Origin of the sequence: Pseudoalteromonas pernae, from assembly GCF_039831865.1 — a bacterium.
Taxonomy (GTDB): domain Bacteria; phylum Pseudomonadota; class Gammaproteobacteria; order Enterobacterales; family Alteromonadaceae; genus Pseudoalteromonas; species Pseudoalteromonas pernae.
Genome location: NZ_JBDODM010000004.1, coordinates 303,580 through 327,658 on the forward strand (window position 1 = coordinate 303,580; position 24,079 = coordinate 327,658).

Below are 24,079 nucleotides of genomic sequence, written 5' to 3' on the forward strand. Positions count from 1 at the left end.
CCCCAATTCATAGTATTGCTTGCGCAAAAAAGGTAGAATCGGGCGGTTAAATTGCGTACTCAAGCGCAACAGTTTTGAAGAGTTGGACTGTTTTTCCGACCGATTGAGGATCACATGAAGTTTGAACTAGATACAACCGACGGCAAAGCTCGCCGCGGCCGCTTAATATTTGAGCGTGGTGTTGTTGAAACACCTGCATTTATGCCTGTAGGTACATACGGTACTGTTAAGGGCATGACTCCAGAAGAATTGAAAGGCACGGGTGCGCATATTTGTTTGGGTAACACTTTCCACCTTATGCTGCGTCCGGGCACAGAAATCATTAAGCAACACGGTGATTTGCATGATTTCATGGGGTGGGATAAACCTATTCTGACTGATTCCGGCGGTTTCCAAGTATTCAGCCTAGGCGCAATGCGCAAAATTACTGAAGAAGGCGTGATGTTCAGCTCACCGGTTAACGGTGAAAAGATCATGCTAAGCCCAGAAAAAGCGATGCAAGTACAGCGCGACTTGGGTTCAGATATCGTGATGATTTTCGATGAATGTACGCCTTATCCGGCAACGGAAAAAGAAGCAAAAGATTCAATGGAACTATCGCTACGTTGGGCGAAACGTTCAAAAGAAGGTCATGGCGATAATCCATCAGCGCTATTCGGTATCATCCAAGGTGGCATGTATCCTGAATTGCGAGCACAATCGCAAGCTGGCTTAGAAGAAATCGGTTTTGATGGGTATGCCTTGGGTGGTTTGTCTGTTGGTGAACCAAAAGAAGACATGATCAACATCCTAGATCACTGCGCTTATAAAATGCCAGAGCAAAAACCACGTTATCTAATGGGGGTTGGTAAGCCGGAAGATATCGTTGAAGCAGTGCGCCGTGGTATTGATATGTTCGACTGCGTAATGCCCACACGAAATGCTCGAAATGGTCATTTGTTTATTACCAATGGCGTGGTGAAAATCCGCAATGCGGTGCATAAAACAGATACTTCACCGCTGGATAGCGAGTGTGATTGCCATACATGTACAAATTTCTCGCGTGCTTACCTTCATCATCTCGATAAGTGTAATGAAATTCTCGGTGCGCGATTGAATACCATCCACAACTTACGCTATTACCAGCGTTTGATGGAAGGTCTTCGTGAGGCGATTGCTGCCGGAGAGCTTGACGCTTTTGTAGCAGACTTTTATGCTCGCCGTAATATGCCTGTTCCAGAACTTGCAGAAACAGAATAACTGCTAGCCCGCCATGTGCGGGCTTGCGTGTAAATTAAAACATTAAAATTATTAGTTACTTAGTGAAGGGGAAAACCTGATGAGTTTATTTATTTCAAACGCTCATGCGAGCACAGCCGGTGCAGCACCAGCTGGTGGTGGTTATGAAATGCTAATTATGTTGGCAATTTTCGGCCTAGTATTTTACTTCCTTATCTACCGCCCACAGGCAAAGCGCGTAAAAGAGCATAAAAGCCTAATGAGCGCGTTAGCCAAAGGCGACGAAGTACTTACCCAAGGCGGTCTGATTGGTAAAATCACTAAGGTGTCTGAAGACAAAGACTTCGTGATGATCGCACTTAACGACCAAGCTGAAGTGACGGTACAGAAAGCGTCAATTTCTGCAGTGCTTCCAAAAGGCACAATGAAGTCACTATAAAAAGGAAAGATACGTGTTAAATAAGTATCCTTTATGGAAGTATTTACTCGTGCTTTTAGTGCTAGCGGTAGGGGTGCTTTACGCCACCCCTAACATCTATGGCCGAGACCCTGCTATTCAGGTAACAGGTGCCAAAGGTGCAGACGCAGACTTAAGCGCTCTTGATACTGTAAATACCATCCTTACAGAAAATAAAATTGAATCGAAATCGAGCAAGCTCGAAGACGGGCAAATCCTAGTTCGCTTTAAGAACGTAGAAGAACAACTAAAAGCACAGGATATTCTGCGCGACAATTTAAGTGAAGACTACATTTCCGCTATCAATATGGCGCCTGCTCAACCGCAATGGTTAAAAGCGCTGGGTGGTAACCCGATGAAGCTGGGTCTTGACTTAAGTGGTGGTGTGCATTTCACCATGGAAGTGGACATGGTGACCGCAATGGACAATGCACTCAATCAGATGGAACAAGATTTCCGCTCAGATTTACGTGAAGAAAAGTTGCGTTATCGTACGATCCGACGCGTTGCGGGCAGTGACTCTGTGCAAGTAGTGATGCGTAGCGAGGAAGATAAAGCGGCAGCTGAGAAATTCCTGCAAGGCCGTTACCCTAACTATTTGTTCAACGATGATGGTAACAACGAAGAAGGCTTCGTCGTTGCAATGAGTGAACTGCGTATCAAAGAACTACGCGACTACGCTATCAAACAAAACGAAACCATCATTCGTAACCGTATTAACCAAATCGGTGTTGCCGAGCCGAACGTCCAGCGCCAAGGCGCAGAGCGCATCATTGTGCAATTGCCAGGTGTACAAGACACTGCACGTGCGAAAGAGATTCTAGGTGCTACGGCAACGCTGGAATTCCGTGAAGTTGATCAAGATGCGGATCCTGGTTTGGCTATGCAAGGCCGTGTACCACCGGGTTCTGAGGTGATCAACGACCGCTCAGGACGTCCTGTGGTATTGAAAAAGCGCGTTATTCTTGAAGGTAGCCATATCACCGGTGCTCAGTCGAGCATGGATGAATACCAACGCCCACAAGTAAACATCTCACTGGACTCCAAAGGTGGTGCTAAGATGGATGCGTTTACCAAGCGTGCTATCGGCAAACCGATGGCAACGGTATTCATTGAGTACAAGCCATCCGGTAAGGTTGATGCAAACGGTAAAGCGCTGCCTCCTATAAAAGTAGAAGAAGTAATTAACGTGGCAACGATTCAGGCTCGCCTCAATCGTAGTTTCCGTATTACCGGTCTTGATAGCCCAGCGGAAGCTCACAATCTGAGCCTATTATTACGTGCTGGTGCGCTTGTTGCACCGATTCAAATCGTTGAAGAGCGTACGGTTGGTCCAAGCTTAGGTCAGGAAAATATCGAAGCGGGTATGACCGCGGTGGTACTTGGCTTTGCTTTCGTACTGGCATTTATGCTGCTTTATTACAAAGGCTTTGGTCTAGTTGCCAACTTGGCGCTTGCAGCAAACCTTGTGATGATCGTGGGCGTAATGTCGATGATCCCTGGCGCGGCACTAACGCTACCTGGTATTGCTGGTATCGTATTGACTGTCGGTATGGCAGTTGATGCTAACGTTTTGATTTTCGAGCGTATTCGTGAAGAGCTTGCCGATGGCCGTAGTCCTCAACAAGCAATTCATTTCGGTTACGACAGTGCATTTAGCACTATTTTTGATGCCAATATCACCACGCTTATCGCGGCGATTATCTTGTTTGCAGTGGGCACAGGTCCAATTGCAGGCTTCGCAGTAACACTTGCGATTGGTATTTTGACATCGATGTTTACGGCGATTGTTGGTACACGTGCAGTGATCAACTTAATCGTTGGCGGTAAACGCATCGAAAAGCTGTCGATCTAGGAGCAATCAAGCATGCAATTATTGAAAGTAAAAGGCACTTTGCCATTTATGAAAGCACGCAAATTAGCAATGGGGTTCTCCATTTTGCTAATCCTCGCTTCTGTTGCGTCGTTTTTCGTAAAAGGTCTTAACTTTGGTCTGGATTTTACTGGCGGTACAGCCGTTGAAGTTGGTTTCTCACAACCAGCAGAGCTAAGCAATGTACGTAAAGTACTTGCTGAAAATGGCTTTGCAGAGGCTTCAGTGCAGTTGTTCGGTTCCAGTAAAGACGTACTTGTGCGCCTGCCACCTCAAGGTGAAGGTGTGAAAGCTGAAGTTATCGGCAACCAAGTGATGACCGCACTTAAACAAGCAGATGCAGATGCCCAAATGCGTCGCATCGAATTTGTTGGCCCAAGCGTGGGTGAAGATCTTAAAGAGCAAGGTGGCCTCGCTATGCTTACCGCGCTTATTTGTATCTTGCTCTATGTGGCACTGCGCTTTGAATGGCGTTTTGCTCTGGGGGCGGTATTCGCGTTATTCCACGATGTTGTGCTGACAATGGGTCTGTTCTCTTTGCTGGGGCTTGAGTTTGACTTAACCATTTTGGCGGCCATATTGGCGGTTATCGGTTACTCTCTCAACGACACCATTGTTGTATCTGACCGTATTCGTGAAAACTTCCGTAAAGTACGCACAGACGACACATTAGAAATCATTGATATTTCACTAACGCAAACATTGAACCGCACCTTGGTTACTTCAATCACCACTATTTTGGTATTGATTGCCTTGTTTGTGTGGGGTGGCCAAACTATTCATGGTTTCGCAACTGCGTTGTTGTTCGGTGTGTTCATCGGTACTTACTCATCGGTATATGTAGCAAGCTCAGTAGCTGTTGCCCTAGGGGTGAGTAAAGAAGACTTGATCCCGGTTGAAGTAGAAAAAGAAGGCGCTGACTTAGACGCAATGCCTTAATTTTTGTACACAAAGATGAAATGCCGCTCGCATTGAGCGGCATTTTTTTGTGCTAATTTTTTGAGTAAGCGACCTTATACCAACTCGCTTAATTAAGCTGGTTGGTATTAGAATGAAGGATGAATGTGTGAAACGCTATTTTATGTTTCCTCTATTATTGCTGCTCGTGGCGTGTGGCAAGGCACCAGCTGATGGCGAGACAAGCTCAGATTCGCCTTTGTTTGTTGCGCAGAGCTACCAGCAACAGCTGCACAGTATGATGATGAAGGTGCAACTTGGAAATGCGTATAAATCGCTTAATGGCGACAGTGAGCATTTAGCTGCACTTTCGTTGGTCCTATTATCAACGAACAATGCAGTATTTAGCCAATGTGAAAGTTATCTAGCACCTGTGATTGCAACGGCTACGCAATTCTCAGGTATGCCGAGCCATGAAATTAAACATAAGTTCCTTGATGAAGGAATGCTGCCGGAATTTGACGATCCTTTGTGCTATCACATAAAAGAACTTGCTACTCATCCTTCTTATATGGCGGCTTTATTGCTAGAGCCAAAAACAGTCAATTATGCTGAAATTGCGCTGCAATTAAGAGAACTTCAAGAGCACTTATCGTTGCTGTACCCATCATTGCGGGAAAAGTAACCACTTCATTTTATTGTCATATTTCACTGTTATCGTACGTTGTTGTTTGTGCTTTTAGTGTGGTAAGCGAGTGAACGCCCAATTGGCAGATGAATTGACGCAGATATTGCAGCGTGGAACGATTACAACGGTATTCCAACCTATTTTCGCTATTGATAGGCAACAGATCCTCGGTTACGAAGCGCTTAGCAGAGGCCCCCAAGATAGTGCGCTTAGCTCCCCATCATCCCTCTTTAGTTGTGCGATGGCCGCCAACAAACTGTCTGAGTTGGAATTGTTATGCCGCGAGACGGCTATAAAAACCTTCGCGTTGCTTAATCTCAGTGGTAAATTGTTTTTAAACGTCAGCCCGAATACCTTACTCGATCCGGATCATCCTAAAGGACAAACTCTTAGCTTATTAAAAAAATATGGCTTAGGTGCACACCAAGTGGTGATTGAGCTTACTGAGCAGGATAAGGTTGATGATACTAATTTACTGCTCAGTGCCGTTGAACATTACCGTGAGCTCGGTTTCTCAATCGCCATTGACGATTTAGGGGCGGGCTACTCGGGGTTAAAGCAGTGGTCAGAAATTCAACCTGACATTGTAAAAATAGACCGTTATTTCATTGATGCATGTGACTGTAGTGTGGTTAAGCGCGAGTTTTTAAAATCTATATCCGAACTTGCGAAGGCAACCAACACACGCGTGATCGCAGAAGGAATTGAGCGCCCCGAAGAGCTCCTGTTGTTGTCACAATTAGGCATTAATAATGTGCAGGGTTTTTTCTTAGAAAAGCCTAGTGCTCAACCTAGTTTACAGTTTAATTCGCATCCATTCGAAGACAAAATTATCACTAGGGTGCTTGAGTCCGAGCAAGACTTATCTATGTCTATCGGATGGTTGGCCACATCTCAGTTGGCAGTGAGTCATCGAATTACCTGTAAAGAGGCTCACAAGATTTTTGAGAAAGATAAAGCTCAAGTATCTGTGGTTGCTGTTGATGATGACAATAAACCAGTTGGGATGCTGTATAAGGAGCAATTAACTGAAGTTTTTGCTTCCCATTACGGCCACGCCTTATTCGATAAGAAGGCGATTGGGGCTGTGATGGACTGCCAGCCATTCATTGTCGATGAAAATGAAAAGTTAGACAGTGTTAGCCAGCAAATTTCTGATAGTGATGTGGATATTCGTCGCGATATTATAGTGACAAGAGACAATCTCTACATGGGCGTGGTGCCACTTAAGCATATTCTCAAACACATGACTGAAGAAAAAGTAAGAAATGCGCAACATGCCAATCCATTGACTATGCTGCCTGGTAACATTGCTATCAATGATGCGATTGAACAGCGGATATATAACCAACTTCCTTTTACCCTTGCGTATTTTGACTTGAATCATTTCAAGCCATTCAATGACTTGTACGGTTACGCTAAAGGTGATGCCATCATTAAGCTTGTCGCTGAACTATTGCGCGAACAATGCCATGCTTCGAATTGCTTTATAGGGCATATTGGCGGCGATGATTTCATGGTGATATTTGATGATGATAATGCCTTACCTATTTGTCAGGAAGTGGCCAAAGCATTTGACCTTCTCGTGTGTGATTACTTCAACGCTGAGCATATCAAAGCGAAAGGCTACTGGAGTCATGATAGGCAGGGGAGGGCGTGTTTTACCCCTTTGCTTTCTATTGCCATCGGCTTAGTCAGTCCAGACGTAGCTCATTGCCAAAATGCCCATCAAATTGCAGCTTTGGCAGCTGATGCCAAAAAAGAAGCTAAGTCGCGAACGGGTAGCTATGTATTTGAGTGTCAGCGCACCCAGCCTGCGGCGCCTTTATATCGTTTGGATCAATATCAGGCATAATAGACTGCCAATGCACCTAGCATTTTGTTAGTTGCTTATTTGTGCCACTTTGATAATCTTTGGCGCAGTTTTTATGGGGAATATTATGAAGCTGCGTCGCTTAGCTATTTCACTTGGTTTGATTAGTGCATCTGTGAGTACAGGTGTAAATGCTGTGAGTGCTGAGCACAAGCAATGTGACGTAGAACTCACACATGGTCTGATAATCACTGAAGATACGATTCGTATCGTGGATAACAACCAAACCCGTGTGCAGATAAATCATGGTAACCAATTGCTCGTAAAGGGGCAGTGGATAGAGCTCAATGCTCAAGAAGCTCAGGTACTTGAGCAATACAACAAGATGATCAGAGATACGGTCCCTGAATTGGTCGACTTAGCCACAGATGGCGTTAATATTGGCCTCAGCGCGATTGAGAACGTAGTTACTGGGCTGTCTGATAAAGAGCCTGAAGAGCTGAAAACCCAGCTACAATACGTAGAGCGAGCGCTGCGTGACAAGTTCAAACGCGGCGATGACTTTTTTTATATCGCCCCTCAATCTCTATCCAAACTCGACGATTTCTTCGCTCAAGAGGTTTCAAAGAAAATTCATACCGCTATACAGGGCTCCCTAGGGGCCATGTTGGTTTCTTTGGGCGACGCATTGCAGTCTCAAGAGGGTAACATTGAAGACCGCATCAATGATGTGGGGGAGCGTATGGAGATTATTACTGCCGAGATAGATAAGTCTTTGCAGAAAAAAGCTGAGCAACTGGCACAAAAATCTCAAGAGTACTGCAACTGCCTAAACGCGCTAGATAGAACCGAGTCAAAGCTACAAAAAATTGTGCCTGAGTTAGCTGATTTCGATTTAGTCAAAATCAAATCCGGCAGTTGAAGAAGCGCTATTCCTTAAAAAATGAATCTTCATTCTGAGCGAGCATTGCTTCCACTTCTTCAATAAAAGCTTGGGCATCGCCATGTTTCTGCTCCGTCGTTAGTGGAGTAGAAATCGCATTTGACTCGGAAGACCACTCACCAAGATCAATCAATTGACAACGCTTTGAACAAAACGGTCGAAATGGACTGGTTTCTCCCCAGACGACATCGTTTTTACATGTAGGGCATTGAACAATTGTTGGCATAGCAATTAATCCTGTAGGTATCAATAAGGGCGCCAGTGTAGCTGACGCCTCGTCTTATTTAAAGCTACAATTGCGTGACACGATTGACTTCTGAAATTGAGGTAATGCCTTCGGCTGCTTTGTGTAAGCCTGATTCTCGCAATGTGGTATAGCCGTCATTTTTGGCGAGTCTTGCTAAGTCGAGTGAGCTCGCCCCATCCATAATAGCTTGCGCTAAAGGAGGGGTAATCTCCATAACTTCATAAAGCCCTGTCCGCCCCTTGAAGCCATCGGTGCATTCTTCACAGCCTACTGCTTTGAATAACTTCAAACGGCTTAGCTGTTCTTCAGTAAAGCCTTGCTTTAACAGTTCATCATGCGGCAGCTTATCTGGCTCTTTACAATGCTTACAGAGTTTTCGGGCTAGGCGCTGGGCTATTACGAGAGTCACCGAGCTGGCTACGTTATAGGCCGGTACACCCATATTCAGTAAGCGAGTGAGAGTTTCAGGCGCGGAGTTCGTATGTAGAGTCGACATAACTAAGTGACCCGTTTGCGACGCTTTAATCGCTATCTCGGCGGTCTCTAAGTCACGTATCTCACCAACCATCACTACATCTGGGTCTTGACGTAAGAAGGCTCTCAATGCGTTAGCAAAAGTTAAATCAGCTTTGGTGTTGATTTGAACTTGGTTGATGCCTTTTACGTTAATCTCGACAGGGTCTTCTGCGGTGGAAATATTACGCTCGGCGGTATTAAGAATACTCAACCCTGAATACAAAGAGACTGTTTTCCCTGAACCTGTTGGGCCAGTAACCAAAATCATACCGTGCGGCTGCTTGAGAGCGCGTAGATACTTTTCTTTTTGGTCCTCTTCATAACCGAGAGCATCAATACCCAAAGAGATATCTGAGGAATCGAGAATACGCATAACGATTTTCTCACCCCAGAGGGTAGGCAAGGTACTGACACGAAAATCTATTTGATGACTTTTAGAAAGCGAGATTTTAATACGACCATCTTGCGGTTTGCGCTTCTCGGATATATCCATTTTCGCCATGACTTTAATACGGGCCGCAATGCGGTTCGCAAGCGCCCAAGGCGGGTGGGCCATTTCGTGCAGAACGCCATCAATACGAAAACGTACGCGGTATTCGCCATCGTAGGGTTCAAAGTGCAAATCGGATGCCGAGCGGTTTATCGCATCTCGTAAAATCTTATTGATGTAGACAATAATGGGTGCATCGTCATCGGAATATTGATTGTCATCGACGACGTTTTTCACTTCTTCTTTGTGAAGTTCGGCGAGTTCCTCAGTGTCTTTTTCAGATAACTCAAGTGCGTGCGTTGCATCGAACAAGCGCTCAATAAGCTTATCTATGTGTTGAAAATCAGAGAGTACAACTTCGCACTGCAGGCCTGTGCTGAATTCGTAGTTCTCAAGCGCACCATAATCAGTAGGGTCAGAAACCGCTAGAACAAGCTTTGTACCTTTTTGTGAAAGAGGTAATACACGGTGTCTACGAATTAACTTTTCTTTGAGTAAGTTTTTATCAATACGACTTTCATCAAACTGGCTTAAATCAAAATGGGGAACTCGGAAAAGTTCAACGCATTGGGTCAGTAATTCGTTGTGACTCATACTGCTGCAGCGAACGATCAACTCAGCGGCGCTTCGGCAGCGATCTTGCTCCAGTTTGACCTTGTCATTATCAAGGCGTCCTAGAGTAATAAATTTACGGATCAGTGGAGAGTTGATGTTCATACAATACCGATATAACGCAGTTAAAGTCTAAGTATAATAAGCTTATAAAAATTAGGTTATTACAGGGTATAACGTTATTGTTGTCTATATTAGCTAGATTGCAAACTAGCCAAGCGTAAATAACATTGATGATAACGCCATACTTTATTTCTTAGCTCGGAAATAGAGCTTGTGTTACTGATGATATCATCACTTTTTCGTACTTTCTCGGTACGGTTCAGCTGAGATTCAATTATTGTGCGAATTTGTGAGCGTTTTGCACCATCTCGTGCGCTAGCTCTGGCGATTTGTAATTCAAAAGGTAGGTCAATTAAAAGCGTACGGGAGCAGTATTTATCTAAGTTATTTTCGAATAGTAACGGGGCTTCTAAAATAACATAGTCGCTTTGTGCCTTATTGAGCTGAGCAAGCATCTCAGTTCTAATCATTGGGTGGAGTAGGGCATTCAACCAAGCTTTTTCTTCGATATTACTGAAAATTATTGCCCTGAGTTTGGCTCTATCTAACTCTTTTTCGGCTGTGAGAATATCATCACCGTATCGTGCGGCTATCTTTGTGAGCCCCTGAGTGCCTGGTTCGACAACTTGGCGAGCCACTTTGTCGGCATCGACTATGTCGATGCCCAGTTCGCCAAAGCGTTTGCTGGCAGTTGATTTTCCAGAACCGATACCACCAGTTAGCCCCAGCACCCATGGTGTATCGTTAGCCAAGAACCATACTCATGTATGTTGATTGGATTTGCTCACCCCATAACAGTGCAATCCATCCAGCGATAGCGATGTAAGGCCCAAATGGGATAGGCGTTGCTTTGTCTTTGCCTTGAATAGAGAGCAAAGTGATACCAATTACTGCGCCTACAACACTCGATAAAAGAATGATAAGCGGTAGCGATTGCCAGCCTAAAAGTGCACCAAATACAGCGAGCAATTTAAAGTCACCATACCCCATTCCTTCTTTGCCAGTGATCAGCTTAAATAACCAGTATACGCTCCATAAACTTAGGTACCCTACAGCGGCTCCAATAATAGCTTCACTCGGTGGAATGGTTATACCTAACACACTAGCAATAAGTGCCAGCCACAAAAGTGGCAATGTGATTTGGTCCGGCAACAACATATGGTCGATATCAATAAACGTCAGTGCCACTAGCGCCCAAGTTACCGCAATAAACAGTAAGGCTTGTGATGTTGTACCTAACTGCCAAGCCACAACTAAACTGATTACAGCAGTTAACGCCTCAATGGCAGGGTATCGCTTTGATATAGGCGCTTTACATGACGCGCACTTACCTCCAAGCAATACCCAACTCAATACTGGGATATTGTGCCAAGGTTTGATCTTGGAGTTGCATTTAGGACAGGTCGAACTAGGAGTGATGAGATTGAACGTCTCAGTATTCACTGGGTTTTCTGAGCTTTTTAGCTCATCAGCTAATAATATGCGACATTCACTTTGCCATTGATTTTGCATCATTTTTGGAATGCGGTAGATCACCACATTTAAAAAACTACCGATAGCGAGCGATACTAAAAAAACCGTGGTCATAAAAAACCACGGCTGAGATTGCATTAAATTAATTACTTCTGAGAACATAGGGTTTTATTAACCGCCTACTACTTCGCCAAGTTGGAAAATTGGTAGATACATGGCAACAATTAAGCCACCGATAAGCACACCTAGTACTGCCATGATGAGTGGTTCTAACAGGCTCGACAGGCCATCGACCGCGTCGTCCACTTCTTGTTCATAGATGGTCGCTACTTTGGCTAACATATCATCGAGTGAACCCGACTCCTCACCAATCGCCACCATTTGAATGACCATATCAGGGAAAATATTGGAGTTACGCATTGCCCAGTTCATGGGGTTACCCGAGCTTACCTCAGACTTAATATCTAAAATTGCATCGCGATACACGGCATTGCCTGATGCGCCCGCGGCTGAGTCTAATGCGTCAACGAGAGGCACACCCGCGGCGAATGTGGTCGACAATGTTCGGGCATAACGTGCGACAGCGGCTTTGTTTAAAATCATGCCAATAACTGGAAGCTTGAGAATTGCCGCATCCACTTTGTCGCTGAACTGCTTGTTGTTCATTCTTGCTTGTTTAAATAAATAGCCGCCTACAACAATACCTATGACTGCGACCCACCAATAACTTTGCATAAATTCAGAAATTTTTATGACAAATAGCGTGAATGCCGGGAGTTCGGCACCGAACCCAGCGAAAATTTCTTGGAACTGGGGGACCACGAAAATCAGTAGAATTGAGGTTACCAAGGCGGCAACAACCATAACGGCTGTGGGATAAAACATTGCTTTTTTGATTTTTGACTTAAGTGCTTCTGCTTTTTCTTTGTACAGGGCAACGCGGTCGAAAATTCTATCTAAAGCACCTGATTGTTCGCCCGAAGCGACTAAATCACAGTATAAATCATCAAAGTATTTTGGGTGCTTGCGCAGTGCCGTACTCAATGGTTGACCCGCCTTAACTTCGTCCCCTATGGTACGCAACAGCGACTGCATCCCCTTGTTTTCTGAACCATCTGCAATCATATCGATAGCTTGTACCAATGAAACACCCGCCAGCAACATGGTCGCTATCTGCCGTGTTAACATCGCTATTTCTTTGGCGGTTATCTTTTGCTTGCCACCACCAAACAGGGGTTTTGGCTTCTTTTTGACTTTTGATGGGGTAATGCCTTGTTTTCTAAGCTGAGCTTTTACCAACGCGATACTTGAACCATTCATTTCACCCTCAAGCTTTTTCCCTCGAGAGCTAACACCGACCCACTGAAATGTGTCTAGTTGATTTATTTGTTGTTTTTGCTTTGCCATGATTCATCCAAAACCCTGATTTATCACTCTATATTAACATGATGTTTATGATTTGCTTATTTAAAGTATAAGCTATTTCGATTAATTTGGGTCTTATACATTGGTTACACGATTCACTTCAACCAAGCTAGTTACACCTTGTGCGGCCTTTTTCAAGCCTGACGCCCTTAAATTATTCACACCTTCTTGTTTAGCCACAGCCGCAATTTCTAATGAATTACCGCCGCGCATTATAATTTCCGCTATCTTAGGTGTAATCGGCATTACTTCATAAATACCGACTCGGCCTTTGTAACCCTCAGTGCATTCATCACAGCCTTTTGGTTTGTATAGCCTTAAATCTACTAATTGATCTGCGGTAAAACCTTGTTTTTGTAGCTCTTCATGGGGCAACTTTTCTTCTTCTTTACAGTGATTACAGAGTCTACGGGCAAGTCGTTGCGCGATAATAAGGCTCACTGAACTGGCAATGTTATAAGAAGGCACGCCCATGTTCATCAAACGCGTCAACGTTTCTGGCGCTGAATTAGTGTGTAATGTAGATAGAACTAAGTGACCTGTTTGCGCCGCTTTAATGGCGATTTCAGCCGTTTCTAAATCTCGAATCTCACCGACCATCACCACATCTGGGTCTTGACGTAGGAAGGCTCTTAGTGCGTTGGCAAAGGTCATGTCAGCGCGAGCACTGATTTGTACTTGGTTGATACCTTCTAAGTTAATTTCCACAGGGTCTTCGGCGGTTGAAATGTTGCGCTCCGTGGTGTTGAGGATGTTTAGACCCGTGTACAAGGAGACCGTTTTACCCGAGCCGGTAGGGCCCGTCACCAAAATCATCCCCTGTGGTTGAGCAAGCGCGTCCATGTACAAGTCTTTTTGCTCTGGCTCATATCCCAACACGTCAATACCTAGCATTGCGCTGGAGCTATCTAGGATACGCATTACGATTTTCTCACCCCACAATGTTGGCAGTGTACTCACACGAAAGTCTATGCTCTTTTTCGCGTTGATCTTAAGCTTAATACGGCCATCTTGGGGTTTGCGTTTTTCCGCTAAATCCATGTGGGACATTACTTTGATACGCGCAGCGATACGGCTTTCTAAATTGACCGGCGGAGATGCAATTTCGTGTAGTACGCCATCCACACGAAAGCGAATGCGATAGCGTTTTTCATAGGGTTCAAAATGTAAATCTGAGGCACCGCGCTTGATAGCATCCATTAAAATTTTATTTATGTAGACGATAATAGGCGCGTCGTCTTCTTTGGAGTTAACGTCTGTGGATAAGTCTTTCTTTTTGCCGTCATCAGCTTCAACGCCCTCTAGCTCTTTCATATCCCCTTCAGATAAATCAAGACCTGATGAGCTATCGAAAACTGACTCTATTGCTTTGTCGAGGTAATCGTAGCGCACAACTACGACCTCAGTTTGCATGCCAGTATTGAATTCATAGTCTTCAAACGCGTTAAAATCAGTCGGATCCGCAGTGGCGATATAGAGCGTTTTACCTTTTACGGCGATAGGTAAAAGGCGATGCTTGCGAATCAGCTTCTCGTTGACAAATTCATGACTGGGGAGTGATTCATTATCGAATAAAGACAAATCTAATTGGGATACATGAAACATCTGACTAGCCCGAGCCTGCAGCTGCTCAGGCTTCATGTTGGCGGCTTTGCAAATAATTTCTGCGAGGCTTGCATTCTGTTCGTTTGGCGTTGAATTTAATGCGCTAAGGTCCAATACACCTAAATTTGCTAGTCGTCGTGCTAATGGGGAGTTAATGTTCATATTTACTATCGTCTGGTATTTTGAGAGCAACTGATTAAGAGCTTACACCACTTGTAAAAGTGCATGTCTTCAATATAACAAGAATTTTAGAATTTGTGGAAATCTTATTATAATTTAGGATGTTAAAACTTCTGTGGATTTTCGGCGTTTTGTGGCAATTAAACACCGGGGGAGCTAATTTAAAGGGGCTCATTGCGAAGACAAGGTGTGAATATTCACACCCTGCCTTTAAACACTATTACAGTGAACACGTACCGCCATTGGCAAGGTCACATGTAACTGTGCCAGTGCCAGGTTGCGCTGGTGTAAAAGTAATTGAACCCAGTGATGCTGTTGTCATGCTCGCAGCGCCATCAGTAGGTGCTACAGCTGAGCATGCTACAGTGACCGGTGCTACTACAGTCGCGTCTGGATCATAAATTGCTGCCAAAGCCGCTTTAGTATATGTGCTTGCTTCTGACAAACATGCTTTGTCCGCAGAACGTACAGTGTAGTCTTGATACGCTGGCAACGCGATAGCTGCAAGAATACCGATGATCGCAACAACGATCATTAATTCAATTAGGGTAAAACCCTTTTGTTGGTTGTGGGTCATTTTTTCCATTTTCCTCTCCTAAAGGATTATTGGGCAAAGTTAAGGTAACCTGAGTAACCGAATTCACAAATGTAAAAACAATCACTCTAAACGTGAACAAAGCCCTAGTTAATTTGGGCAAAAAGCTTCATTCACTAGGAAGACCTAATCACGTTAAGTTAAGCAAAGTATAGTCGAATTTCAAATAGCAACTAGCATTCGCATTAAATTAACAGCCAATATAAGCTTCCATTGTTACAACTATGTTGATTTATAACAAAGTATTACTTTTTTTTACAAACCTAATTCTTTGAAACTAGATGCTACCACGGGACTTTTGCTTTGGGTAGTCCCTTTTATAACAAAATGTAACATCTGTACCTTGGCTTGCAACTTTTTTGTACACACCCTAGGCAAATTAAAAACGCATTGATAAATCAATCGCTTTTACATGCTTAGTTAGCGCGCCGCTCGACACAAAATCGACGCCAACGTTAGCATATTGTTGCAGTGTGTCCAGCGTAATATTGCCAGAAACCTCCAATTTTGCCTTCCCTGACGTAATTTTGACCGCCTCACTAACATCTTCCAGAGAAAAGTTATCAAGCATGATGATATCAGCGCCCGCAACTAATGCTTCTTGAAGCTCTGTTAGATTCTCCACTTCCACTTCCACCGGTTTTTCAGGGTGGTTGGTACGAGCTTGTGTGACAGCGGCAGTAATGCCGCCACAAGCCGCAATGTGATTCTCTTTGATTAAGAATGCATCGAATAAACCAATGCGATGGTTGTGGCCCCCTCCACATTTCACTGCGTACTTTTGCAGCGCACGTAAACCAGGAATGGTTTTACGGGTATCCAATATCTGCGTGTTAGAGCCAGCAAGTACATCGGCGTATACCGAAGCCGCTGTTGCAGTGGCGCTGAGTGTTTGCACAAAGTTAAGGGCGGTGCGCTCAGCCGTTAAAATTGCGCGAGCATTGCCTTTAGCAGAAAACAGCAGTTGGTCAGCTGTAACCTTGTCACCGTCTTGCACTTCAAAGGTGAGCTCAACACTTGGGTCTACTTGCTTGAATACTTCAACAACCAAGGCTTTGCCACAAAATACCGCGTCTTCTCGGGTGATTACTTTTGCATGAGCTTGTTGATTTGCAGGAATAAGTTGTGCGGTGATATCGCCGTCTTGGGCGCTTTGTCCATCTAAATCTTCAGTCAGTGCTTGTGCAACCAAGCGAGAAATTAAATCTGTATTCACAGTCATTACAAAATACCTATAAATTTATACTGCACCGTTGAAGTCAAGCTGACGCCAAGATTCGAAAACAAATACCGCGACCGCGTTTGATAAGTTCATGCTTCGACTATTCGCTTGCATTGGAATACGAACACGCTGTTCTTCTGGCAATGAAAAAATGATGTCTTCGGGAAGACCGCGTGTTTCAGGGCCGAAAAGTAGCGCATCACCTTGTTGGTAATCCACTTCGTGGTGATACTTTTTTCCCTTTGTTGTGCAAGCGAAAATGCGTTTTGGTTGTTGCGAGTCAATGTAACTTTGTAGATTAGCATGATGCTGAACCTGAGAGAATTCGTGATAATCCAGCCCCGCACGTTTGATGCGCTTATCGTCCCACTCAAAACCTAACGGTTCGATAAGGTGTAATCGATACCCTGTATTAGCACATAAGCGAATGATGTTCCCGGTGTTTGGTGGAATTTCGGGTTGATATAGTATGATGTCCAGCATAGTTATTATCGTAAACAGGCTCGCCCACAGGCGTCGCGTGGCTAAAATTGGCCTAAGTATATCAAATTTAGCTACAATAACGCACTCCCAGCGAATGAAAGAGAGCAATTTAGGTGACCAACGACGTACAGAATGTAAAACCAACCAAAAGCTCAGCCAAAGGGGGTCTCAAGGGGGAACCCAAGAGTGTCCCCAGGGGTGTCCCCAAGGGCTATGACTTTTGGGTAAAGCTTTCGAGTATTAGTACATTGATGTTGGTAAGCCTAATGATCGCAGCAAAAGCGTGGGCATGGTTAGCATCAGGCTCGGCCGCAATGCTTGGCTCTCTTACTGATTCTTTGCTTGATGTAAGCGCGACCTTGATGAATTTTTTTGTGCTAAGTTATGCGCTGAAACCTGCCGATGATGACCACCGCTTTGGTCATGGCAAAGCAGAAGCGTTGGCTGGGCTAGGCCAGGCGGCATTTATCGCAGGTAGTGCTTGCTTACTCACTTTTCATGCCGTCGAACGTTTCATTAACCCAATTCAAGTAACCCATTCATTGCTAGGTGTGTGGGTGAGTGTATTCGCTATTTTTTGCACTCTTGCCGTGGTATTCGTGCAATACCAAGCAATCAAAAGAACTGAATCTGTGGCACTAAAAGCGGACTCTTTGCATTATAAAGGTGATTTACTGCTGAATTTGGCGGTGCTTGTTGCACTATTACTTGCTTACTTTGGCGTGATGGGAGCAGATCCTATTTTTGCCATGTTGGTTGCTGCATATTTGCTTTTCAACGCGTGGCAAATAGCCACGGAAAGTGCCGCACATTTGATGGATAGAGAGTTGCCTGATGAGGAAAAGGAGCAGATTGTTGCTGTGGCCTGTGCGCACGAGGCAGTGCATGGTGTGCATGCGCTAAGAACCAGACAAGGTGGAAAAATTCGCTTTGTGGAGTTTCATCTAGAGTTAGATGATCACATTACTTTAGTGCAAGCACATCGCATTGCAGATGAAGTCGAGGTGTTAGTAAAAGAAGCCTTTAGTTTGAAAAAGCATCCGGAGTTTGGTGGTGAGGTGGATGTACTCATCCACCAAGACCCAGTTTCAGTAACGCGTAAAAGCAAGGCCTAGTCCTTTACTCTGCAACGAGCTGCTCCGCCCTGTAAAAACCACTAGTATCACTCAGTAGTGATACTAGTTCAGGTAACACCTCTTGCATCGTCTGCATCAGAGTATAAGGCGGGTTGATGGCAATCATGCCAGAAGCGGTCATGCCGTGCACATCAGTATCAGCACTGGTTGCGAGTTCAAAAAGTTGGATGTTTTTGATGCCACTTTGAGTCAAACGTTGCTCAACTCTATCAATACGTTCTCTATCTACCACCGGATACCACAACAAATAGGTGCCGCTATTGAATCGTTTATGCGCCTTGACCAGACTATCTACCGCTTTGTCATAATCGGTTTTTATTTCATAGGGCGGGTCCATCAACACACAAGCTCGGCGTGACAGTGGTGGCACCAAACCTAACAAGCCTTGGAAGCCATTTTCACCTTTCACGCGCAAAGAACGTTTGCCTGCCATATTTTTCTCAAGCAAGGCTAAATCCTGTGGGTGTAACTCAAAAAACCAACCCTTGTCTTGTTTGCGCAGAAATTGCTCTGCCACTTTGGGTGAACCAGGGTAGTGGGCAAGTATGTTGGTTTCATTCAGGCTTTTAATTAAATCAACGTACTCAGTGATTGCTTCTACCTGACCTTGGTATTGCCATAATTTAGCGATGCCATCTTCGTACTCTTTGGTTTTTTGCATATCTGCATTTTCAAGCGCAAAGAAACCTGCGCCAGAATGAGTGTCGATGTAATCAAAAGGCTTGTCTTTTTTCACCATGTGTTTAAGTGATTGGGCAAGCACGAGATGTTTTAGTACATCGGCAGGGTTTCCGGCATGAAAGGAGTGGCGATAACTGAGCATAGTGGTTCCATAACTGTGTGTATAAACGTATTTTACTGGTATTTGTTAGCCAGCGACAGGCAAAATCTGCGCATCGTCAAAATAACGTACTGGTCACAAACTGAGCTGTTCACGTAAACACCCGCTGAACTAAAGTCGTTTGAAAATGAACCGCTTGTTAATACTGGTAAAATTTACAGGAAATCGGCTACAAGTCCTAGCTTCGCTGAGCATATTGCTTTACATTTGCATACTCTAATCAACAGTTTAAAGAGCGCATTTATGAATCAAGACACCCTTTCCCAACTCGAACAACTGGTCGATAAACTAATTGCACGCAATTCAGAATTGAGCCAAGAAGTGACTAATTTGCGTGAAAGTAACGCAAAGCTACAAGATGAGAATGAAACCCTGCAACTTGAAGTGCTAGAAAGCGAAGAGAAGCAAAAAGAAACAAGCACCACATTGAGTTCATTACTTGAGAAACTTCAAGCGGCGAGCTAATGAGTGACCAAGGGAACAGTGTGAAGGTTAATTTGCTTGGCAAGGAGCACCAATTTGCGTGCCCTCCTGGACAAGAGCAAGCCTTGCGCGCTGCTGCCGAAAACTTGAATGTGAATGTCGAGCAAATGCGTACGCGTTCAGCAGTTCGAAACGATGAAAAAGCGCTACTTATGGCAGCGCTGAATTTATCTCATGAACTTTTGGAAGCAAAAGCGCAGTTGCAGCAACGCAGCATTCAAGAGCACGCACTGTGTGACAAACTCAAAGTGGCATTGAATGAAAATGAATCGAAGTAAAGGCGCTATCAGCGCCTTCTTTTTTGGAGGAAAGTCATGAAACATAAATTAGCGACCCTCATTGCTACGCTAGTAATAGCAAATTATGCTCAGGCGCAGCAGAGTTGGCACTCAGTTAGCTCTCATGTGGACTTTGTACAACAAAGCGAAAAGCTGCGTTTTTATGACTCTAACCAAGCCCTCATTCAAGGAGAAAAGTGCGCGCTATTGGTGGATGCTCCAGGAGAGTTTTCACAAACAGAAGCATTCGTTACACAACTTAAAGCCAAATTAACCGTGCCGCTTTGTTACCTAGTCGCATCGCATGCTCATGACGACCACTTACTTGGCTTAGCCATGGTGCAACAGCAGTTCCCTGATGCGCAACTCGTTGTCCACGAGCACTTAGGTGCATCATTTCATCGCGCGCACGAGCAATTAAATCAGCGCTTAGATGGATTTGCGAAAAGTATCGCCTTAAGCGAGCAGCGTATGGATAAGCTACCTGAGCCCGAACAAGCGCCTTGGCAAGAGAAAATCAATCGCGCCCAAATAAGGCTCAAGCAATGGCAAAGTCTCAAATTTACAAGTCCCCAACTTGTGGTTGCTCAGCCGCAAACACTTGATTTAGGTAACTTGTCGGCGCAAGTCATGCCCTTTGCGGCGCACACGGATGGCGATTTAGCAGTGTTGGTTGTCCAAGACAAAGTGCTAGTTGGCGCTGATATTGTTGATACCTTGCCGTATCCCGGCGAGGGCAATTTTAATGTGTGGATAAAAACACTTGCAGACTTCGCTGCTTTGCCCGTGGAGGCCGTGCTTCCTGGTCACGGTGAGCTTTTACAAAGGGATGATTTACATATTCCTGAAAAGTGGTTAAAAGCGATTTATACCCATGTGCAAGCAAATCCAAGTATGGATTTAGCGGCGTTGGTGGAGAGCTTCCCGAAAGACTTTGAGCCTAAAGAAGAGGGTTTAACAAAGCGAGCTTATGCGATGTTTTTGGAAGCGGGTATTAAACGCGCAAAGCAACTTGTAGATAAAAGTGAATAAACGCGGGCGATACGGCAAAAAAGGCAAACCAATGTGGTTTGCCTTTTTTGCGCTGAGCACCGTCCGTGCTCAGATAATTCGCCTGTAATTCGTGTTATTCCTCGGCAAAAGGAATGCCTTCGGTCATCCATGCTGGAGCTGGCTTGCCTTTTAGGTGATGGTCAAAGTACTGCATCATGCGGATCGAGAAATCGACCTGATTTGGGAATTTCTTGAGGTGATGCGGTTCGCCTTCATATTCAAGGAAAATCACATCCTTACCTGCACGGCGCAGCGCGAGGTAATATTGAATACCTTCTTGCCATGGTACCGCGCCATCGTCATTACCGAACATGATCATGATGGGTGTATTCACCTTGTCAGCAAAGAACACCGGTGAATTTTCAATATACAGCTCTGGTGCATCGTATAATGTCTTACCAATACGGCTTTGGCCCGTTTCATACTGGAACTGACGCGCAAGACCTGATTTTAAACGAATACCACTGTATGCCGAGGTCATATTTGAAACTGGCGCACCAGAGACAACCGCTTTAAACATATCGGTTTGCGTCACCATAAATGCACTTTGGTAGCCTGCCCACGAATGGCCTTGTAAACCAATTGCATCTGGGTCAGCAACACCAGAATCAATCAAGGCTTGTGCTGCATTGATCATGGTTTTAGTTGACGATGGCCCCGGGTGACCAATCTCAAAACGAATATCCGGTAAGAACACCGCGTAACCATTAGACGTAAACATCGGGAAGTTAGGACGATGATTCAATTCCATTTTCGGGAAATCAAAGCGGCGTTGGCTCATGTAGCGGTAAAAATAAATCACCACTGGTACGCGTTTGCCTTCAACGTAATCTGCAGGCTTAATCAATACGCCTTGCAAATCTTCACCGTCATAACCTTTGTAACTTACCAGTTCAGGCTTTTGCCCCCACTTGAAGTTGGCTAATTGTGGGTTCAGATCCGTGACTTGCTGAGCATTTGCAAGGTTTTCACCTGCAACCCAATAATCAGGGAATTGCGAGTAAGTTTGTTTAGTGAATAAATACGTTTGCGCCTGCTTGGCTTTTTTCACCACATCGAATCGTGCATCCCCATCGCGCAACATGCTCAAAGAGTTATCCGCAAGGTTCAACTGTGCAACGCCCGTTTGTTTGTTTTGAAGATCAAACACGCTCAGCATGATTGCTTCATTGGCAGCAAAGCCTAGCTTATCGCTATCAAGATTGATTGCGCGGTACTGTTTGTTGCTGCTCTTGCCAGAAGTGAGCGCTTTAGCCTCGCCAGTTTTAACATCAAATGCCCAAATATCATGCTTTGAGTTAACTAGCACTTTGGAACCATCTGCGTACCAACCCGCTACGCCGTAACTGCTGATTGGAGATGGGTAGTCATGTTGATCGTCAGCAAATACCGCATTAATTGCTTTGCTTAACGGTTTTACCTTGTTACTGCCCAAGTCTTTGAGTTGCCATACGCCTTGGTCAAAGAAAATTGCATGTTGCCCCGTGGGGGATAGGCTAGGGCGATGCGGGTGTTCGGCCACAATGAGTTTTTTCTCACCTGTTTGCACATCAACCGCATAGTAATCACTGTAGAAGCCCTTGTAGGTGATTTGTGCCAAGTAGGGCTGATTGTTGTAACCAAGCAGGTAGCTGGCTTCTTTATTTAAACGTAGTTCTGGCACTTGTGCGTCTGCAAGCTGCACAACTTTGTCACCATCAAGATGGTAGACAGCCTGGTAGTGACGATATTTGTTTTCTTCGTTCCAGGTAATCTCTGCGCGTGGTTTAATTTCAGCGTCGCTATGGTGCCACATATTCATCTTAGCTTGCGCCATGATGGTGTCGTAATCACGCAATGATTGCTCGTCTTTGTACTTTAGCTCTTTCGCTTTGGGCTCAAGGTTAGGGCGCGCCGTAAAGTACAAACGTTTGCCATCTTCTGACCAACTTAGTTTGCCTTTTTTACCTGCTTGCCAATTGCTTTTTAGGTCGCGTAATTGGTTGTCTTGCACATTGAAAAGCATCGTGCGGTAGTTACGGCGACGATTGTCGTCATTTACATAGTTACCAGCATTGAAAGCGACTAAATTCTGGGTGGGGTGCCAGTCAATAGCGCTCAGGGTGACCCCCGGCTCATCAATCAAGGTGGCGCTTTCTCGGTTGGCGAGGGTGACAAGATTCACTTGGTTGTTACTACCATCTGCACTGATGCTATTAAATAGCATGGCTGAGCCGGTGTGGCTGAGTGCATAGTTGAGTACTGATTCATACGTACTTTGTTCACCTGATTTTAGGTCGACCAAAATCAGATTAAAGGCCTTGTCTTTCTTGTCCGCTTTGATTTCCGACTTTTTGTCTTTTTTAACTTCGGTGTCTGACTTATCTTCATCATCTGCTTTGTTTGCTTTGACATCATGACGATAAGCGAGCCAGCGACCATCGTCTGACAGTTGGTAATCTTTGACCTCGGTAAACACTTGCTGCTCACCTGTGGCAGTGTTCACTAACACAAGGTCGTTTTTGAGCTTGTCTTTCGCTTTTTTATCCGCAGTTTCACTCTCGAGCAAAGAGGGCACTTGCATAAACGCAGCCCATTGGCTGTTTTTATTGAGTTGCGCTTTGGTACCGCGTTCAACAGAACTGATCAGAGTGTTCGTTTCAAGGTTATAAACGAGACCTTCTGCATCGCCACGATAAGGTGTTGAACTAAAAGCTAAAAACTTACCCTTTTCACCAAGGGCTGTTGACTTAGGGTATTTGAAATCGAATACATCGCTGAATTCGAGAGCTTTTTTGGCACTCTCTGAGGCAAAGGCATCAGTGCTAGCGAGTGGGCTGAGTGATGCCACAAGCGCTGCGCTTAGTAGGGTTAATGCAGGTTTCATAAAAGCCGCTTCCTTATTATTTTTGCCCCATTGTATGCGATTAAAAATCAAGCGCGAATAAACGCGATAAATTACTTCTGGAGACGATGAATCGCCAAGGTAAGGAGCCATTTTTATTTGTGATGATGGCGCGTATACTCATGTTTTAAATTTTAGTGATGATGCCTATGACTATTTGGGTTGATGCTGACGCCTGTCCGGTGGCAATTCGCGAGATTATTTGTCGCGCAGCAGTAAGAACAAAAACCACCACAGTATTTGTGGCTAACCAATATATTCGTTTACCCGCGTCTGACTTTTTACGCATGCAACAAGTGATGCAGGGTTTTGATGTCGCGGATAACGAAATCGTCAAGCAAGTGCAAAGCGGTGAACTAGTGATCACCAGTGACATCCCACTAGCATCGGAAGTGATAGATAAAGGCGCGTTGGCCTTAAATACCCGCGGCGAGCTTTACACTAAGGAAAATATTAAGTCACGCTTGAATATGCGGGATTTTATGGACACATTACGTAGCAGCGGTATTCAAACTGGTGGCCAACCGCCGCTGAGCGCGCAAGATAAACAACAATTTGCGAATCACCTCGATCGTTGGCTTGCACAACGTTAATCATCTAGGCT

General features: G+C 44.7%; 23 protein-coding genes. 12 read left to right on the plus strand and 11 right to left on the minus strand.

What is annotated here, in order from left to right; translation table 11 throughout:
- The first annotated feature begins 114 nt into the window (after window positions 1-114).
- The 7 genes from tgt (at window position 115) to V1358_RS11695 (ending at window position 7,868) form a co-directional block, all read left to right on the plus strand.
- Complete coding sequence (gene tgt / locus V1358_RS11665) at window positions 115-1,239, plus strand: tRNA guanosine(34) transglycosylase Tgt (protein WP_347391678.1); 1,125 nt, start codon at window positions 115-117, stop codon at window positions 1,237-1,239.
- A gap of 79 nt (window positions 1,240-1,318) precedes the next feature.
- Window positions 1,319-1,657, plus strand: coding sequence for a preprotein translocase subunit YajC (gene yajC, locus V1358_RS11670; RefSeq protein WP_347391677.1), 339 nt, complete (start codon window positions 1,319-1,321; stop codon window positions 1,655-1,657).
- Between the two features lie 13 nt (window positions 1,658-1,670).
- Entirely contained in the window at window positions 1,671-3,530 is a 1,860-nt protein-coding gene (secD, locus tag V1358_RS11675) for a protein translocase subunit SecD (RefSeq protein WP_347391676.1), read from the plus strand.
- A gap of 12 nt (window positions 3,531-3,542) precedes the next feature.
- Window positions 3,543-4,487 (plus strand): protein translocase subunit SecF, encoded by a 945-nt coding sequence (gene secF / locus V1358_RS11680; RefSeq protein ID WP_347393637.1) that lies wholly within the window; start codon window positions 3,543-3,545, stop codon window positions 4,485-4,487.
- 127 nt (window positions 4,488-4,614) lie between these two features.
- On the plus strand, window positions 4,615-5,130 hold the full coding sequence (locus V1358_RS11685; RefSeq protein WP_347393638.1) for a hypothetical protein: 516 nt from the start codon (window positions 4,615-4,617) through the stop codon (window positions 5,128-5,130).
- A gap of 70 nt (window positions 5,131-5,200) precedes the next feature.
- A complete protein-coding gene (locus tag V1358_RS11690) occupies window positions 5,201-6,988 on the plus strand; it encodes a GGDEF domain-containing protein (protein ID WP_347393639.1) in 1,788 nt (595 codons plus the stop codon).
- An 85-nt stretch (window positions 6,989-7,073) separates the two neighbouring features.
- On the plus strand, window positions 7,074-7,868 hold the full coding sequence (locus V1358_RS11695) for a YggN family protein (protein ID WP_347391672.1): 795 nt from the start codon (window positions 7,074-7,076) through the stop codon (window positions 7,866-7,868).
- A 7-nt stretch (window positions 7,869-7,875) separates the two neighbouring features.
- On the opposite strand, the gene yacG is transcribed toward V1358_RS11695, so the two are convergent.
- The 9 genes from yacG to trmL form a co-directional block, all read right to left on the minus strand.
- Entirely contained in the window at window positions 7,876-8,115 is a 240-nt protein-coding gene (gene yacG, locus V1358_RS11700; protein ID WP_347391671.1) for a DNA gyrase inhibitor YacG, read from the minus strand.
- Between the two features lie 64 nt (window positions 8,116-8,179).
- The gene (gene pilB / locus V1358_RS11705; protein ID WP_347393640.1) at window positions 8,180-9,859 is read right to left on the minus strand and encodes a type IV-A pilus assembly ATPase PilB; all 1,680 of its coding nucleotides are present in this window, start codon (window positions 9,857-9,859) and stop codon (window positions 8,180-8,182) included.
- Between the two features lie 89 nt (window positions 9,860-9,948).
- Window positions 9,949-10,569 carry a dephospho-CoA kinase gene (gene coaE / locus V1358_RS11710; RefSeq protein ID WP_347393641.1) on the minus strand — a complete coding sequence of 207 codons (621 nt, stop codon included), beginning with the start codon at window positions 10,567-10,569 and terminating at the stop codon, window positions 9,949-9,951.
- A complete protein-coding gene (locus V1358_RS11715; protein ID WP_347393642.1) occupies window positions 10,562-11,452 on the minus strand; it encodes a prepilin peptidase in 891 nt (296 codons plus the stop codon). The genes coaE and V1358_RS11715 overlap by 8 nt, the downstream gene beginning before the upstream one ends.
- Before the next feature lie 9 nt (window positions 11,453-11,461).
- Window positions 11,462-12,697, minus strand: coding sequence for a type II secretion system F family protein (locus V1358_RS11720; protein ID WP_347393643.1), 1,236 nt, complete (start codon window positions 12,695-12,697; stop codon window positions 11,462-11,464).
- A gap of 93 nt (window positions 12,698-12,790) precedes the next feature.
- Entirely contained in the window at window positions 12,791-14,482 is a 1,692-nt protein-coding gene (gene pilB, locus V1358_RS11725; protein ID WP_347393644.1) for a type IV-A pilus assembly ATPase PilB, read from the minus strand.
- 238 nt (window positions 14,483-14,720) lie between these two features.
- A complete protein-coding gene (locus V1358_RS11730; protein WP_440589892.1) occupies window positions 14,721-15,077 on the minus strand; it encodes a prepilin-type N-terminal cleavage/methylation domain-containing protein in 357 nt (118 codons plus the stop codon).
- A gap of 397 nt (window positions 15,078-15,474) precedes the next feature.
- Entirely contained in the window at window positions 15,475-16,317 is an 843-nt protein-coding gene (nadC, locus tag V1358_RS11735; RefSeq protein WP_347393646.1) for a carboxylating nicotinate-nucleotide diphosphorylase, read from the minus strand.
- An 18-nt stretch (window positions 16,318-16,335) separates the two neighbouring features.
- Window positions 16,336-16,800 carry a tRNA (uridine(34)/cytosine(34)/5-carboxymethylaminomethyluridine(34)-2'-O)-methyltransferase TrmL gene (gene trmL / locus V1358_RS11740; protein WP_347393647.1) on the minus strand — a complete coding sequence of 155 codons (465 nt, stop codon included), beginning with the start codon at window positions 16,798-16,800 and terminating at the stop codon, window positions 16,336-16,338.
- Between the two features lie 251 nt (window positions 16,801-17,051).
- Between trmL and V1358_RS11745 the strand changes: the two genes are divergently transcribed.
- Window positions 17,052-17,915 (plus strand): cation diffusion facilitator family transporter, encoded by an 864-nt coding sequence (locus V1358_RS11745; RefSeq protein ID WP_347393648.1) that lies wholly within the window; start codon window positions 17,052-17,054, stop codon window positions 17,913-17,915.
- 4 nt (window positions 17,916-17,919) lie between these two features.
- Here V1358_RS11745 and V1358_RS11750 read toward each other — a convergent pair whose 3' ends face one another.
- Window positions 17,920-18,759: a 23S rRNA (adenine(2030)-N(6))-methyltransferase RlmJ gene (locus V1358_RS11750; protein WP_347393649.1), complete on the minus strand. Its 840-nt coding sequence runs from the start codon at window positions 18,757-18,759 to the stop codon at window positions 17,920-17,922.
- A gap of 261 nt (window positions 18,760-19,020) precedes the next feature.
- On the opposite strand from V1358_RS11750, the gene V1358_RS11755 reads away from it, so the two are divergent.
- Genes V1358_RS11755 through V1358_RS11765 form a run of 3 tightly spaced genes read left to right on the plus strand, consistent with a single transcriptional unit; the run spans window position 19,021 to window position 20,570 of the window.
- Window positions 19,021-19,242, plus strand: coding sequence for a cell division protein ZapB (locus V1358_RS11755; RefSeq protein WP_347391660.1), 222 nt, complete (start codon window positions 19,021-19,023; stop codon window positions 19,240-19,242).
- Window positions 19,242-19,538 carry a cell division protein ZapA gene (locus tag V1358_RS11760; protein ID WP_347391659.1) on the plus strand — a complete coding sequence of 99 codons (297 nt, stop codon included), beginning with the start codon at window positions 19,242-19,244 and terminating at the stop codon, window positions 19,536-19,538. Before V1358_RS11755 ends, V1358_RS11760 begins: the two co-directional genes overlap by 1 nt.
- A 36-nt stretch (window positions 19,539-19,574) precedes the next feature.
- Window positions 19,575-20,570 (plus strand): MBL fold metallo-hydrolase, encoded by a 996-nt coding sequence (locus V1358_RS11765; RefSeq protein WP_347393650.1) that lies wholly within the window; start codon window positions 19,575-19,577, stop codon window positions 20,568-20,570.
- A 94-nt stretch (window positions 20,571-20,664) separates the two neighbouring features.
- On the opposite strand, the gene V1358_RS11770 is transcribed toward V1358_RS11765, so the two are convergent.
- Window positions 20,665-23,457: a S9 family peptidase gene (locus V1358_RS11770; protein WP_347393651.1), complete on the minus strand. Its 2,793-nt coding sequence runs from the start codon at window positions 23,455-23,457 to the stop codon at window positions 20,665-20,667.
- Window positions 23,458-23,624: 167 nt separating this feature from the next.
- Between V1358_RS11770 and V1358_RS11775 the strand changes: the two genes are divergently transcribed.
- The gene (locus V1358_RS11775) at window positions 23,625-24,068 is read left to right on the plus strand and encodes a YaiI/YqxD family protein (RefSeq protein ID WP_347391656.1); all 444 of its coding nucleotides are present in this window, start codon (window positions 23,625-23,627) and stop codon (window positions 24,066-24,068) included.
- Window positions 24,069-24,079: the final 11 nt, after the last annotated feature.

Bases quoted from the DNA above. Each gene is read 5' to 3' on its own strand.
- V1358_RS11760 (WP_347391659.1), top strand. From the start codon at position 19,242: ATGAGTGACCAAGGGAACAGTGTGAAGGTTAATTTGCTTGGCAAGGAG.
- secF (WP_347393637.1), top strand. From the start codon at position 3,543: ATGCAATTATTGAAAGTAAAAGGCACTTTGCCATTTATGAAAGCACGC.
- trmL (WP_347393647.1), bottom strand. From the start codon at position 16,800: ATGCTGGACATCATACTATATCAACCCGAAATTCCACCAAACACCGGG.
- nadC (WP_347393646.1), bottom strand. From the start codon at position 16,317: ATGACTGTGAATACAGATTTAATTTCTCGCTTGGTTGCACAAGCACTG.
- V1358_RS11720 (WP_347393643.1), bottom strand. From the start codon at position 12,697: ATGGCAAAGCAAAAACAACAAATAAATCAACTAGACACATTTCAGTGG.
- V1358_RS11745 (WP_347393648.1), top strand. From the start codon at position 17,052: ATGTTGGTAAGCCTAATGATCGCAGCAAAAGCGTGGGCATGGTTAGCA.
- V1358_RS11695 (WP_347391672.1), top strand. From the start codon at position 7,074: ATGAAGCTGCGTCGCTTAGCTATTTCACTTGGTTTGATTAGTGCATCT.
- pilB (WP_347393644.1), bottom strand. From the start codon at position 14,482: ATGAACATTAACTCCCCATTAGCACGACGACTAGCAAATTTAGGTGTA.
- V1358_RS11715 (WP_347393642.1), bottom strand. From the start codon at position 11,452: ATGTTCTCAGAAGTAATTAATTTAATGCAATCTCAGCCGTGGTTTTTT.
- V1358_RS11765 (WP_347393650.1), top strand. From the start codon at position 19,575: ATGAAACATAAATTAGCGACCCTCATTGCTACGCTAGTAATAGCAAAT.
- yajC (WP_347391677.1), top strand. From the start codon at position 1,319: ATGAGTTTATTTATTTCAAACGCTCATGCGAGCACAGCCGGTGCAGCA.
- V1358_RS11775 (WP_347391656.1), top strand. From the start codon at position 23,625: ATGACTATTTGGGTTGATGCTGACGCCTGTCCGGTGGCAATTCGCGAG.
- V1358_RS11755 (WP_347391660.1), top strand. From the start codon at position 19,021: ATGAATCAAGACACCCTTTCCCAACTCGAACAACTGGTCGATAAACTA.
- V1358_RS11770 (WP_347393651.1), bottom strand. From the start codon at position 23,457: ATGAAACCTGCATTAACCCTACTAAGCGCAGCGCTTGTGGCATCACTC.
- pilB (WP_347393640.1), bottom strand. From the start codon at position 9,859: ATGAACATCAACTCTCCACTGATCCGTAAATTTATTACTCTAGGACGC.
- yacG (WP_347391671.1), bottom strand. From the start codon at position 8,115: ATGCCAACAATTGTTCAATGCCCTACATGTAAAAACGATGTCGTCTGG.
- tgt (WP_347391678.1), top strand. From the start codon at position 115: ATGAAGTTTGAACTAGATACAACCGACGGCAAAGCTCGCCGCGGCCGC.
- V1358_RS11730 (WP_440589892.1), bottom strand. From the start codon at position 15,077: ATGACCCACAACCAACAAAAGGGTTTTACCCTAATTGAATTAATGATC.
- V1358_RS11750 (WP_347393649.1), bottom strand. From the start codon at position 18,759: ATGCTCAGTTATCGCCACTCCTTTCATGCCGGAAACCCTGCCGATGTA.